Source organism: Ruegeria sp. H4, from assembly GCF_056533065.1.
Window position 1 is genome coordinate 256805 of sequence record NZ_JBQFOC010000002.1, and the last position, 12704, is coordinate 269508.

16 protein-coding genes are annotated in these 12704 nt (G+C 59.0%); 7 read left to right on the plus strand and 9 right to left on the minus strand.

Annotated features, from left to right (window positions below; translation table 11 throughout):
• Positions 1 to 99: 99 nt before the first annotated feature.
• Together ACR0KG_RS12730 and ACR0KG_RS12735 are read left to right on the plus strand one after the other, a co-directional pair.
• Positions 100 to 678 carry a YqaA family protein gene (locus ACR0KG_RS12730; RefSeq protein ID WP_170532969.1) on the plus strand — a complete coding sequence of 193 codons (579 nt, stop codon included), beginning with the start codon at positions 100 to 102 and terminating at the stop codon, positions 676 to 678.
• Positions 675 to 1142, plus strand: a complete 468-nt coding sequence (locus ACR0KG_RS12735) for a disulfide bond formation protein B (RefSeq protein WP_480827487.1) — start codon at positions 675 to 677, stop codon at positions 1140 to 1142. The genes ACR0KG_RS12730 and ACR0KG_RS12735 overlap by 4 nt, the downstream gene beginning before the upstream one ends.
• On the opposite strand, the gene ACR0KG_RS12740 is transcribed toward ACR0KG_RS12735, so the two are convergent.
• Positions 1139 to 1726, minus strand: coding sequence for an HNH endonuclease (locus ACR0KG_RS12740; protein WP_353007716.1), 588 nt, complete (start codon positions 1724 to 1726; stop codon positions 1139 to 1141). The genes ACR0KG_RS12735 and ACR0KG_RS12740 overlap by 4 nt on opposite strands.
• A 212-nt stretch (positions 1727 to 1938) precedes the next feature.
• On the opposite strand from ACR0KG_RS12740, the gene ACR0KG_RS12745 reads away from it, so the two are divergent.
• Together ACR0KG_RS12745 and ACR0KG_RS12750 are read left to right on the plus strand one after the other, a co-directional pair.
• Positions 1939 to 2544 (plus strand): rRNA large subunit pseudouridine synthase E, encoded by a 606-nt coding sequence (locus tag ACR0KG_RS12745; protein WP_480827488.1) that lies wholly within the window; start codon positions 1939 to 1941, stop codon positions 2542 to 2544.
• Positions 2545 to 2576: 32 nt separating this feature from the next.
• Complete coding sequence (locus tag ACR0KG_RS12750) at positions 2577 to 3002, plus strand: VOC family protein (RefSeq protein ID WP_480549106.1); 426 nt, start codon at positions 2577 to 2579, stop codon at positions 3000 to 3002.
• 6 nt (positions 3003 to 3008) lie between these two features.
• Here ACR0KG_RS12750 and ACR0KG_RS12755 read toward each other — a convergent pair whose 3' ends face one another.
• From ACR0KG_RS12755 to ACR0KG_RS12770, 4 genes are read right to left on the minus strand one after another with little or no spacing between them, the layout of a single operon-like run.
• Complete coding sequence (locus ACR0KG_RS12755) at positions 3009 to 3314, minus strand: putative quinol monooxygenase (RefSeq protein ID WP_480827489.1); 306 nt, start codon at positions 3312 to 3314, stop codon at positions 3009 to 3011.
• On the minus strand, positions 3311 to 3808 hold the full coding sequence (locus ACR0KG_RS12760) for an N-acetyltransferase family protein (RefSeq protein WP_480827490.1): 498 nt from the start codon (positions 3806 to 3808) through the stop codon (positions 3311 to 3313). The genes ACR0KG_RS12755 and ACR0KG_RS12760 overlap by 4 nt, the downstream gene beginning before the upstream one ends.
• 2 nt (positions 3809 to 3810) lie before the next feature.
• Positions 3811 to 4476: an alpha/beta hydrolase gene (locus tag ACR0KG_RS12765; RefSeq protein ID WP_480541308.1), complete on the minus strand. Its 666-nt coding sequence runs from the start codon at positions 4474 to 4476 to the stop codon at positions 3811 to 3813.
• Positions 4473 to 5105 carry a DNA-3-methyladenine glycosylase family protein gene (locus ACR0KG_RS12770; RefSeq protein ID WP_480549102.1) on the minus strand — a complete coding sequence of 211 codons (633 nt, stop codon included), beginning with the start codon at positions 5103 to 5105 and terminating at the stop codon, positions 4473 to 4475. The genes ACR0KG_RS12765 and ACR0KG_RS12770 overlap by 4 nt, the downstream gene beginning before the upstream one ends.
• A 97-nt stretch (positions 5106 to 5202) precedes the next feature.
• Between ACR0KG_RS12770 and ACR0KG_RS12775 the strand changes: the two genes are divergently transcribed.
• The gene (locus ACR0KG_RS12775; RefSeq protein ID WP_480541304.1) at positions 5203 to 6429 is read left to right on the plus strand and encodes an MFS transporter; all 1227 of its coding nucleotides are present in this window, start codon (positions 5203 to 5205) and stop codon (positions 6427 to 6429) included.
• Here ACR0KG_RS12775 and ACR0KG_RS12780 read toward each other — a convergent pair whose 3' ends face one another.
• The 3 genes from ACR0KG_RS12780 to cysS all read right to left on the minus strand — a co-directional run bounded on the left by ACR0KG_RS12780 (position 6430) and on the right by cysS (position 10305).
• Positions 6430 to 7212: a squalene/phytoene synthase family protein gene (locus ACR0KG_RS12780; RefSeq protein ID WP_480549100.1), complete on the minus strand. Its 783-nt coding sequence runs from the start codon at positions 7210 to 7212 to the stop codon at positions 6430 to 6432.
• Positions 7209 to 8843, minus strand: coding sequence for a citramalate synthase (gene cimA, locus ACR0KG_RS12785; RefSeq protein ID WP_480827491.1), 1635 nt, complete (start codon positions 8841 to 8843; stop codon positions 7209 to 7211). The genes ACR0KG_RS12780 and cimA overlap by 4 nt, the downstream gene beginning before the upstream one ends.
• 64 nt (positions 8844 to 8907) lie before the next feature.
• Positions 8908 to 10305 (minus strand): cysteine--tRNA ligase, encoded by a 1398-nt coding sequence (gene cysS, locus ACR0KG_RS12790; RefSeq protein ID WP_480827492.1) that lies wholly within the window; start codon positions 10303 to 10305, stop codon positions 8908 to 8910.
• Between the two features lie 207 nt (positions 10306 to 10512).
• Between cysS and ACR0KG_RS12795 the strand changes: the two genes are divergently transcribed.
• Both ACR0KG_RS12795 and ACR0KG_RS12800 read left to right on the plus strand, forming a co-directional pair.
• The gene (locus ACR0KG_RS12795; RefSeq protein WP_480541296.1) at positions 10513 to 10857 is read left to right on the plus strand and encodes an MmcQ/YjbR family DNA-binding protein; all 345 of its coding nucleotides are present in this window, start codon (positions 10513 to 10515) and stop codon (positions 10855 to 10857) included.
• Positions 10858 to 10901: 44 nt separating this feature from the next.
• On the plus strand, positions 10902 to 12089 hold the full coding sequence (locus ACR0KG_RS12800; protein ID WP_480827493.1) for a pyridoxal phosphate-dependent aminotransferase: 1188 nt from the start codon (positions 10902 to 10904) through the stop codon (positions 12087 to 12089).
• A 5-nt stretch (positions 12090 to 12094) separates the two neighbouring features.
• On the opposite strand, the gene ACR0KG_RS12805 is transcribed toward ACR0KG_RS12800, so the two are convergent.
• Entirely contained in the window at positions 12095 to 12622 is a 528-nt protein-coding gene (locus ACR0KG_RS12805; RefSeq protein WP_480827494.1) for an outer membrane protein, read from the minus strand.
• Between the last annotated feature and the right edge of the window lie 82 nt (positions 12623 to 12704).

Sequence of the window (12704 nt, forward strand, 5' to 3'; positions counted from 1 at the left end):
AAATCAACCAGCTTTCGGTTTGTTTGACCGCCAGCAGTTGACGGGTCCGTGGGTGCATGATTTGGCTTGCATGGGCAAAGACCGGGATTTGAGTAGACTATGTTGCGATCGCTTTACGACTGGACCATTCGACTGGCCGAGCACCCCCATGCCCTTTGGGCGCTGGCGATTGTAGCGTTCATCGAAAGCTCATTTTTCCCGATCCCGCCGGATGTGCTGATGATCCCGATGATTCTGGCACGCCCTTCGCGCGCTTGGCTTATCGCGGGTGTTGCGCTGGTTGCGTCGGTGCTGGGCGGTTTGTTGGGTTATGCGATCGGAGCATTCGCCTATGAAAGCATTGGCCAACCCATTCTGGAATCGATGGGCAAGGCCCATGCGATGGAAGAGTTCAACACCCGCTTCAACGATTTCGGCTTCTGGGCTGTGCTGGCGGCGGGGGTGACGCCCTTCCCTTACAAGGTCATCACCATTATGTCGGGCTGGACGGGCATGCCGCTTGGCACCTTCATAGCGACGTCGATTCTGGCGCGTGCGCTTAGGTTCTTTCTTGTGGCAGGCCTTCTTTGGAAATTTGGCGAACCGATCCGCGATTTCATTGAAAAGCGTCTGGGCCTGATGTTCACATTGTTCATCATTCTGCTGTTCGGCGGCTTTCTAGCGGTGCGATACCTATGACACAGCGCAGTATTCTGATTGGTCTCGCCGCCGGCGGTTCGGCAGCATTGCTGTTAGGGGCCTGGGGTTTCCAATATCTCGGCGGGCTCGCACCCTGCCAAATGTGTGTTTGGCAACGCTTTCCACATGGGGCCGCATTTGTCATCGGGCTGATCGCACTGATGCTGCCCTTTGTCCGCCTGCTGCCATTGGCGGGCGCACTTGCAGCGCTAACAAGTGCAGGCATTGGCCTGTTTCATGCGGGTGTCGAACAAGGCTGGTGGGAAGGCCCAACCAGTTGCACATCCGGCAGCATCGGCGGGTTGTCCGCAGAAGAGTTGTTGGATCAGATTATGTCTGCTCCGCTGGTGCGATGCGACGATATCCCATGGGAAATGCTGGGCCTCTCGCTGGCCGGATGGAATGCCGTTATGTCTTTGGGGTTAGCGTTGATCTGGGTCGCAGCCTGGCGGTCTAAAACCTAGAACTCATCCAGTTCTGCATCCCAGTACAGGAAGTCGATCCAGCTGTCGTGCAGGTGGTTTGGCGGGAATTTGCGGCCAATGTTGCGCAAAGCCTCCGCATCGGGCTGGCGCGGGGGCTTGCGCAAGGACATCCCCGCCTGACGCAGGGATTTGGACCCTTTCCTCAAGTTGCAAGGGCTGCACGCCGCCACCACGTTCTGCCAGCTTGTCACCCCGCCTGCTGCGCGCGGAACCACATGGTCAAAGGTCAGATTGTCCCGGCTACCGCAGTACTGACAGCGAAACTCATCCCTCAGAAATAAATTAAAGCGCGTGAAGGCCACGCGCTTTCTGGGTTTTACATAGTCTTTCAAAACAACGACCGAGGGTATTCGGATCTCGGTACTCGGGCTTCGGACGACTTCGTCATATTCGGCCACGATGTCCACCCTGTCCAGCCAGGCGGCTTTGATCGCCTCTTGCCAGGGCCACAGCGACAGCGGGTAGTAAGACAAGGGGCGGTAATCGGCATTCAAAACCAAGGCCGGGTGATGCTTGAGCGTCCCCGGCTCTCTTACAAATTCGGTCCTGAAGTCTCCGTCCATCACAGAATCGCTCCTCGCTCTCAGCTGCCCGTTTGTGACACCAGAGCGGAGAGCACCCGCCCCGGTCTTAAGATAACTATATATCGTGGTAAATCTCTGACAAGCCCTGAGTTTCCACAATATGTCGCTGATTGGGTAAGCCGAATCCGTAACAGGCGCATGACAGTTATCCACAGGTTGCGCACAGCGTGTTTTGCAGGCTATGGCGGGGCATGTCCTGGTTCATTCGATTCAATAAACCCTTTGATGTTCTGCCGCAATTCACGGACCGCGCGAATGCAGATTCGCCGCGCAGCACCCTGTCGGACTTTATCGACCTGCCCGGCGTCTACCCTGCAGGACGGCTGGATCGGGACAGCGAAGGGCTAATGTTGTTAACCGATTATGGGAGACTGCAGGCACAGATATCGGATCCCAAGCACAAGATGGCCAAAACCTATTGGGTTCAGGTTGAAGGTGAACCTGACGCGGGCGCAATGAACGCGCTGAGGGACGGTGTTGAGCTGAAGGATGGCCTGACACGCCCCGCCAAAGTACGTCAGATGGATGAGCCAGAGGGCCTCTGGCCCCGTACCCCTCCGATCCGCGAGCGCAAGACCGTTCCCGACAGCTGGATCGAGCTGACGATCCGCGAAGGCAAGAACCGGCAGGTGCGCCGGATGACGGCCGCTGTCGGCCTGCCGACCTTACGCCTGATCCGCTATCGCGTCGGCGACTGGACTTTGGACGATCTTGAGCCCGGCCAATGGAACAGCCTACCCCTGCCCAACCTGAATGCCGCCCCGCAACGTAAACGAGACAGATGCGCACGGCGGTGACACAGCCCGCTTCTTTCTGCTAGAATACGGCCATGAAACTTACGCCAGACATCCCTGCCCCGTCAGGCATTCTGGAGGCTGCGCTATATGTCGATGATCTGGGCGCGGCAGAACAGTTTTATGGTGAAATACTGGGGCTGGAGCGCATTCAGCGGATCAAGGACCGGCACGTGTTTTATCGTGTTGGCGGGTCCGTTCTATTGCTGTTCAATCCGGATCAAACTGAACAACCGCCCCTGAACCCGGACCTGCCCGTGCCGCCTCATGGCGCGCGGGGTCGGGGGCATGTCTGCCTTGTGCTGGCCCGTGACGAGATCGCCGCCATGCGCAAACACCTATTGGATTGGAATGTCCCGATCGATGCCGAGTTCGACTGGCCCAGCGGCGCACGGTCACTCTACATCCGCGACCCCGCAGGCAATTCGGTCGAGTTTGCCGAGGGCCATTTGTGGGGCTGATCCAGATCAGCCGAGCGGCTGCTTCTTACCGCCGACAACTTTGTAAATCTCGCTGGAAATCAGACCAACCTCGGCCAAAGTTGCGCGAAAAACGGCCATATGAGGCGTTGCAAAATGCGCCTCAAGCGCGGCTTGATCCTGCCATTCCTCGTAAACGCGAAACCGGGTTTTGTGGCCCAGCACCTGACTGAATTCATAGACCAGACAGCCGGTCTCTTTCACGGTTTCCGCAACCATCTGCTGGGCAGCCTCGCGGGCCCGTTCAACCCCGGCCTCGTTCACTTCCACAACGCCCGTGACAACCAGCATCATCTATCCTCCGTCAGATCATAGCGTTTCGATATGCGATTGACCGGAGTGCCGTCCCGCAGCGGAACGCCGTATTCAACCGAGTAGTCGCGGAAACCCATTTTTTCATAATAGCTTAAGCCAAGAAGGTTGTCCGCTCGGATCGTGGCATTGATCGCGGCAAATCCCAATGCACCTGCCGTTTTGACAGTCTCGGCAAACAGGGCCCGGCCTGCGCCCCGCAGCACCGGGTTTCGGCGGGTGAACGTGGCGACATCGGCGCAATTCTCGGGCAAGGCCTGATGCGTGCCAAGCCATTGAAACCCCGCGACCTCGCCTTGATGATCCAGTGCGACATGGCAACAGACCTTGTCGGCCCCGTTCAGATAGCTCTGCGCAAACAGCGCGTCCGAGAACGGGATTTCGAATGCAGTCGTACCACCCGCCGCGATGATATCGTTAAGAATAAGCCGAGCCTCGGCCACATCCTCTGGCATAATCGGGCGAACGGCAATCATCGCTAAAAGCTCAGCTTGTCACGCATGAAAGCCAGTGCCACACTTAGCCCGTCCGGTGCGATACCGTGGCCGGTTCCCTTCATCACATGCGCATAGACCTCTTTGAAATCAGCAGCTTGAAGGGCTTCGGCCGCCTCGGGCAGCGATTGCGGCGGAACCACATCATCGGCGTCGCCATGAACCAGCAAGATCGGCATCCGGCTGACGGTTTCATCGGGCAGTAGATCGGGTTCCAGCAAGCGGCCCGAGAACGCAACGATCCCGGCTACCGGGTCTTCACGCCGCGGGGCAACATGCAGGCTCATCATCGTGCCCTGAGAGAAACCGAACAGAACGACCTGCTCGGGCAGGACATCTTCATCCACCATCAGTGCGTCGAGGAAGGCGTTGAAGTCGTCGCTCGCCATCTCCATGCCGCGGCGCGCTTCTTCCTCGGACGAGCCGTCAATCCAAGGGATCGGAAACCATTGAAAGCCATTTGGCATTCCGGGAATCTGTTCGGGTGCATCGGGCGCGACGAACAGCGTATCGGGCAGATGTTCACCCAGCGGATCAGCAAGACCCAGCAGATCGGCCCCGTTGGCGCCATAGCCGTGTACGAACACCACGACCGAGCGTGTGTCGCCTGAAACCGGCTCTTTCCGGAGCGCGTTCAAAACCCGTGTCATCTGATCCCTTCTCTTTTCTTGGCCACCCGGTAATAGGCCCACAAAACGCGTGCCGCAACCGACCGCCAAGGCGACCATGCCTCGGCCATCTGGCGCAGTTCCTTGTCGGTTGGACGTTGGGGTAGATCGTAAAGCACCCGTGCGGCCTCCTGCAGGGCCAGATCACCCGGAGCGATGACGTCCGCGCGACCAAGCGAGAACATCGCGTAAATCTCAGCGGTCCAGACACCGATGCCCGGAACTTGGATCAATGTCGTGATAACATCCGCATCAGGAGCGTCGCGTAACGCTTTGTAATCAATACGCGCCTCAGCCAACGCCCGCGCATATCGAACCTTCTGACGGCTCAGACCTACAGCCCGCAGATCGTCATCGGTGGCCCACATGATCTTGCGCGGCCCGGTCAGCTTTGCATCCTGCATGCGCTTCCAGATCGCATTGGCCGAGGCCACGCTGACTTGCTGGCTGACAATCGCGCTGAGCAGTTGGGCGAATCCATCGGGCTTGCGCCGCAGGGGCAAAGGGCCGGTCTGCTCCATCGCATGGGCCATGCGCGGGCAGGTGTTGGCCAGCCACTCGGCCCCTTCCGTCACGCAATCGGGCGTTTCAATGATGCGACCTACGGACATGCGCTCTCTGCCTTGTGATACGGGTTGCACGTTAGGGAGATCAGCCTCAGATGCAAGCCGCTTGTGCCCTGGCGCGTTCACCGATACGCATTGGCCCATGACACTGACGACAGCCACCCCGGACGACTCGCAAGCCAAACGCAACGTAGCGGTTTTGGTCGCTGCGCAATCGATCTTGGGCGCGCAAATGCCGATGATCTTTATCGTCGGTGGATTGGCCGGCCAGTCCCTGGCCAGCAACCCCTGCCTAGCGACCCTGCCAATCTCGCTGATCGTTCTGGGATCGATGCTGGCCGCCACGCCTGTCTCGGCCATCATGCAACGTTGGGGGCGCCGGACCGGCTTCCTTGTCGGGGCAACAGCCGGGGCCTTGGGCGGCCTTATCGGAGCCTATGGCCTTTATCTGGGGTCCTTCCCGATCTTCCTGCTCGGCAGCCTGCTGACCGGTATCTACATGAGCGCGCATGGGTTTTACCGTTTTGCCGCAGCGGATACCGCATCAGATGAGTTCCGCCCCAAGGCGATTTCCTATGTGATGGCAGGCGGTTTGGCCGCTGCGATCATCGGACCACAAATCGTCAAACTGACGTCAGAGTCATATGTGATCCCGTTCCTCGGCACATACGTGGCAGTGATCGCGCTGAACGTGATTGGATCGGCGCTGTTCTTCTTTCTCGACATCCCCACCCCGCCGAAACCGACCGAAGATGCGCCCAAGGGCCGCTCGCGGCTAGAGCTGCTGAAAACCCCGCGCATTGCTGTTGCGATCATCTGTGCGATGGTGTCCTACGCGTTGATGAACCTTGTGATGACCTCGACCCCACTGGCGGTTGTGGGCTGCGGCTTCTCGGCCAATGACGCGGCGGATGTGGTCACCTATCACGTGCTGGCCATGTATGTTCCCAGCTTTTTCACGGGTCACCTGATCGCGCGCTTTGGGGTGGAAAAGATCGTGGCTCTTGGCCTTGCGATCCTGGCCGGTGCCGGAGTTGTCGCCTTGCAGGGTGTCGAGTTGGAGAACTTCTTCATCGCTCTGATCCTGCTGGGGATCGGCTGGAACTTTGGCTTTATCGGTGCGACCAGCATGCTGGCCGCGTCGCACGAAGTGCATGAGCGTGGCCGGATGCAGGGCCTGAACGACCTGTTGGTATTCGGCGGTGTGACCGTTGCTTCGCTGGCATCGGGCGGATTGATGAACTGTTCCGGAGGGTCACCGGTTGAAGGCTGGACAGCCGTCAATCTCGCCATGATCCCGCTGTTGACCCTGGCTGGTGGCGCATTGCTGTGGCTTGTCCTCAGACCTGCCGATGCGAAACCGGCCTAATCACCAGCGACCAGTCGCAGCAGTCCACATCAATGACAACCGCCGCCGCACCTCGCTCTGCGCCAAGTCACCTACCGCAACCCGGTCGGGCTGTGCGCTCACCCGTTTCAAAATCCATTCTGCCTGCCATCCGAGATAAAGCGCCGGACGCGCCGCATCTGACACTCCAGACCGGTTTGATCGTGCCCGAGCCAGTCGCGCCAACGCCGCTTCTGCCAGTACCTTCACGCCTTCGGGTCTGCCATCCAGCAATGGTATACGCCCACGCGCCTCAAGCTCTGGGATCGCGCGAAACCAATTCGCCACGCCCACGCCATAGCCGAAATCGCGCAACACATCCTCATCTGCCGCCCCAAGGGACTGAGCTGCGGCCACCAGCAGCGAGCCGGAACTGTGATTGATATAGGCGTCAAAATGTTCCTGATCCTCAAAAGGATCGCGATAGATGTCCCACCGTCGCACCGCCACATATTCATCAAGCATCCTGGCCAAATGAGGCGACAGAACCTGCGACAGAGGCGTTACAACCTCGTGCCGCCGCACGGTGGGCCCTTGCGAGATCTCCTGCAGGGCATCGCGCCACCATTGCAGGCGCATTTCGGCAATCATCGGCTCTTGCGTCACCCAAGGGGCGCGCGCGACCTCGACATTCAGTGCATAGATCGGAAACAAAACCGCCCGCGCCGCAACCGGAGCAGCCATTGCCGCCAGAAACCGATCGGGATCGGCCTTGTGCACCAAAGCGGCACAGGCTTTGACATCCTCGTCAAATGCAGCCGTCACTCTGCCGCTGCCTGCTGAGGGTCACAATCGCGCACCAGTTTCCATTGAATCGCCTCCAGCAGCGCCTCGAAGGACGCGTCGACTATGTTCGCGCTGACCCCAACGGTGGACCACCGCCGCCCCTGCCCGTCTTCGCTGTCGATGATGACACGCGTGACGGCCTCGGTCCCGCCCTGGGTGATCCGCACTTTGAAGTCGACCAGCCGCATATCCGCCAATACCTGCGAATATTGCCCCAGATCCTTGGCCAGCGCCTTGGCCAGCGCGTTCACCGGCCCCCGATCACTGCCTTGCTCGTCCAGAGACTCGCTGACCGACAGTTTCTTTTCACCATCGACCTTCACCACAACCACGGCCTCGGACAGGCTGACCATGTTGTTGTACTTGTTCTTGCGCCGCTCGACGGTGACCTTGTAGCGCTTGACCTCGAAGAACTCGCGCAACTGCCCTAGTTCATCCCGCGCCAGCAGTTCGAAACTGGCCTGCGCGGTGTCATAGGAATAGCCCTCGGCCTCGCGCTGTTTGATCCGCTCAAGAATGCGCCCCAAAGCCGGGTCTCCGTTTTCCACGGACAGCCCGGCCTCGGTCAAGCGTTTGCGCAGATTCGACTGCCCAGCCTGGTTTGACATCGGAATGATCCGTGCATTGCCCACCGTTGCCGGATCGACATGTTCGTAGGTCGATGGATCCTTGAGGATCGCGCTGGCATGCAGCCCCGCCTTATGCGCAAAGGCCGAGGCTCCCACATAGGCCGACTGCTTACTGGGCACCCGGTTCAGGATATCGTCCAGCATCCGGCTGATCCGTGTCAGACCGGCCAGCGCCGCAGGGCTGACACCGATCTCGAACTGCGAGGCATAGGGTTCCTTCAGCAACAAGGTCGGGATCAGAGCCGTCAGGTTCGCATTGCCACACCGCTCTCCTAGCCCATTCAAGGTCCCTTGAATTTGTCGCGCCCCCGCATCGACAGCGGCCAAAGAACAGGCCACCGCATTCTCGGTATCGTTGTGGGTGTGTATACCCAAACGATCCCCCGGCAGGCCCGCTGCGATCAGCTCTGATACAATGCGTCCGACCTCGGCGGGCAAAGCGCCGCCATTGGTGTCACACAACACAACCCAACGCGCGCCCGCATCCAGTGCGGCCCGACAGACCTCAGTCGCATAGGCCGGATTGTCTTTGTAACCGTCAAAGAAATGCTCGGCATCGAACAGAGCTTCACACCCCTGCGCCACCAGATGTGCAACCGAGGCGCGGACGTTCTCGACATTCTCCTCCAGCGAGATGCCAAGCGCGTGGGTCACGTGATAATCATGCGACTTGCCGACCAGACAGACCGCCTGCGTGCTCGCATTCATCACCGCCGCCAGCACGTCGTCATTTTCTGCCGACCGACCCGAGCGCTTAGTCATCCCAAACGCCGTCAACCGGGCCGAGGTCTTCGGTGCAACGTCAAAAAACGCGCTGTCGGTCGGATTCGCCCCGGGCCAGCCGCCCTCGATGTAGTCGACACCCAACTCGTCCAACGCCTGCGCGATCTGCACCTTCTCAGCAGTCGAGAATTGAACCCCTTGCGTTTGCTGCCCGTCGCGTAGGGTTGTGTCATACAGATAGAGGCGGGTTTTGGTCATTGGTCTGGCTCTTTGGCTTGTTCGGGCATCGCCCCGCCCGGACAGTTCCGGGCGAAGCATCTGATTATACGCTTTCCAGCTTCGACGCGTCGAAACCCGATCCGGCGATGATCTCAACAGCGTCCTTGCTCATGCGCACTTCCAGACCTGCGGCAAGATAGGCGGATTTCAATCGATCCACTTCCGAGAAATCCTTGCTCACCATGGCTTCTACACGCGCGGCTGCCAGCCTTTCTTCGTATTCAGAGAAATCCGCCGCCGGAATGGCAGCCCAGCCGCCCATCTCATCCGTCAGCAGGCCCAGCACTTGCGCACTTGCCAGCAACGCCGCAGCGTCCCCGCCCGAAGCGAGACGGTGAAGCTCGGCGATGGCACCCGCTGTGTTCAGATCATCCGCAAGTGCTGCGATCACCGAGGGTGCCGCGCTGGCGGCGGGCTCGATGCCCGCTGTCAGCGCCCGCCACTTGCGCAGCGTTGCTTTGGCTTCGCGCGCCTTCTTCTCGGTCCAATCCATCGGCTTGCGATAATGGGTCTGCAAGAACACAAACCGGATCACCTCACCCGGCACGCCCTGTTCCAACAGGTCATGCACGGTGAAGAAATTGCCCAGCGATTTGGACATTTTCTTGCCCTCGACTTGCAGCATTTCATTATGCATCCAGACCCGAGCGAACTCACCCTCGGGATGCGCGCAGCAGCTTTGGGCGATCTCGTTCTCATGGTGCGGGAACATCAGATCGTTGCCGCCACCATGAATGTCGAAACTGTCGCCCAGCAGTTCATAGGACATGGCCGAGCATTCGATGTGCCAGCCCGGACGCCCCCGACCCCAGGGTGACTGCCACCCTGGCAGCTCATCGGTCGAAGGCTTCCACAGCACGAAATCCATCGGGTTCTTCTTGTAAGGTGCAACCTCAACCCGCGCCCCCGCGATCATGTCATCGACCGACCGGCCCGAGAGCTTGCCGTATTCGTCCTTCCACGAGTCCACCGCGAACAGCACATGACCTTCGGCCTCATAGGCATGGCCCTTCGAGATCAGGTCTTCGATCATCTCGATCATCTGAGGGATAAACTCAGTCGCTCGTGGCATCTGGTTCGGTTCCAGCGTCCCAAGCGCACCCATATCATGCAGATACCACCCGATGGTCTCATCCGAGCGTTCGTGGACCAACTGCTCCAAAGACCCTTCGGCCCCGGCTTGTTTGCGCTTCAGCGCGGTCACGTTGATCTTGTCGTCTACGTCGGTGAAATTGCGCACATAGGTGACGTGATCCGCACCATAGACATGGCGCAGCAACCGATACAGCATGTCGAACACGACCACAGGTCGCGCATTGCCCAGATGCGCCCGGTCATAGACCGTCGGCCCACAGACATACATCCGCACGTTATCAGGATCGATCGGAACGAAGTTTTCCTTCGTCCGTGTCCGTGTGTTGTGCAGTTTCAGTGTCGTCATCACTTGGGCTCCTAAAGCGTACGCGTTGGCGCGGGCTTAGCAACTTGTCTCAGGGATGAAAACGAAAGATACCGGCCCGCTTGATAAATCAGCAGGAAATGCAGCAGATAATGATGCAGGTCATCCGGTTCATGGTGCTGACATACCACGCGCAACACGCCAAGCCAAGGCTTGAGTTTGCCTCACCTCCCCTGCATGGTGCCGAACATGAGCCGGGATTTCGTCAACTCTGTGTGCCGCGCCCTACCGGGTGCTGAATGGTCCGATCCCTGGGGCGGCGGCCATGATGCGTGGAAAGTGGGCGCCAAGATGTTCGCCTGTATCGGGGTTGCCAATGATGGTGTCTCGGTCAAAACCGCCGATATCGAAACCGCACAAATGCTGATCGATGCAGGTGTCGGCGTCAAAGCCCCGTATTTTCACCGCAGTTGGATCCGCCTGCCCTTTGACGCGGAGGAGGAAGAACTGAGGCACCGCCTGACAGCGTCTTATGATCTGGTCCGTGCCTCATTGACGAAAAAGGTTCAGGCGACCCTTCCCGCGCGCAGCTGATTGACCATCGCGAGCTGTTCGAAACTTCGCAAGCAGGTGTTCAGATGAAAGTGTCAAATCGCATCTCTCAGATCACAGCAGGCGACAGTGATGGCTGGGATGTGTTCTACCGGGCGCGCCGGATGGCCAGCGCCGGACACGCCGTGACCGAGCTGACAATTGGCGAACACGACACCCGAACCGATGTATCGATTTTGCGCGCCATGAACCACTCGGCGCGAAACGGACACACCGGATACGCAATGGTCCCGGGAACCGATCAACTACGCGACATGGTCGCCGCAAGAACTCAGGTACGGACCGGGGTGCCCACCACGCGTGACAATGTTCTGATCACGCCCGGCGGACAATCCGCCCTGTTCGCAGCACATATGGCCCTGTGTGATCCTGGGGATGTGGGGCTGTATATTGATCCATATTACGCCACTTATCCCGGTACGATCCGAGGGGTCGGCGCGCAAGCCCGCCCCATCCAGGCGCAGGCCGAGGAGTCATTTCAACCGCGCGCCGAAGATATCGAAGCTGCCGCGGACGGAGCCGTGTCCCTGTTGATCAACTCACCCAACAATCCAACCGGCGTGGTCTATTCCCACGAAACGCTTGAAGGCATCGCAGGGGCCTGTAAACGGCACGATCTTTGGCTGATCTCGGACGAGGTCTATGACACGCAGGTCTGGGAAGGTGAGCATGTATCTCCCCGTGCCTTGTCGGATATGGCCGAGCGCACACTTGTTGTTGGGTCCATGTCCAAATCCTATGCCATGACAGGCTCTCGCTGCGGATGGGTTATTGGTCCACAAGAGGTGATTGCGCATCTGATCAATCTGGCCACGCACACGACCTACGGCGTGCCAGGTTTCATTCAGGATGCCGCCTGTTTTGCATTGAAGGCCGGCCCGGAGTTAGAGGCTGGTATCGCCGCTCCTTTCCGTCGCCGTCGCGCGCTTGCCATGGAGATTCTGAGCAAGCAGCACGTCATCAGCCTCGTGCCCGCACAAGGTGCGATGTATCTGATGCTGGATATCAGCGCGACCGGCCTATCCGGTGAAGGTTTTGCAAACGCTTTGCTGGACAATCACGCCATCGCCGTCATGCCTGGTGAAAGCTTTGGCCGGGCCGCAGCGGGCCATATTCGCTTGGCAATGACGGTAGAGGACGCGCGTTTTTCGCAGGCTCTGCAGACCTTATGCGATTTTGCGGCTGGTCAGGCAAAACATCGCGCGGCCGAGTGATGGGCTCAGAACCGGAATGTTGTCCTCAGGTTGAAAACATTTGTACCCAAACCACCCTCAGATCGGGTGGCATCGTCGAAGTTCTGGCGCAACGCCTCACCACTGATCACAAGGTTTTCGCCAATCGGATAAGCGACACCGATGCCGTAAACCGCCGCTGTATCGCTGTCGGTCGAGGTTTCCGCGCGGGCCGCACCGACCACCACGTATCCGAGCGCGTTGCCAAAATCATACCCGCCACGCAGTTTAACAAGTGACATACTGTCCAGGCTTCCCTGATTTTCGCTGAGGTTCAGGGACAAGCGATTATATTCCAACTCACCCCCCAAAACGAAATTGCCAAAATCCTGATCAAACCCGATGTGGGCACCAAATGTGCCTGTGTCACCGCTGGAGCTGTCAGGGCCGCTTGCCTCGGCATAGCCGAAACTGAAACCCGCATAGGCACCTGACCAATCCTCTGCCAAGGCAGGGGTGGTGCATGTGATCGTCATCGCGGCGATCAGGGCCCAACGTGGTTTCCAATCCATCATCAACAGTGTTCATCCGTGTCTGGTGCAACGACAGTCACACATTTAAACTGGCATGCAGTTGCCAGATTTCAATTCTGATCAC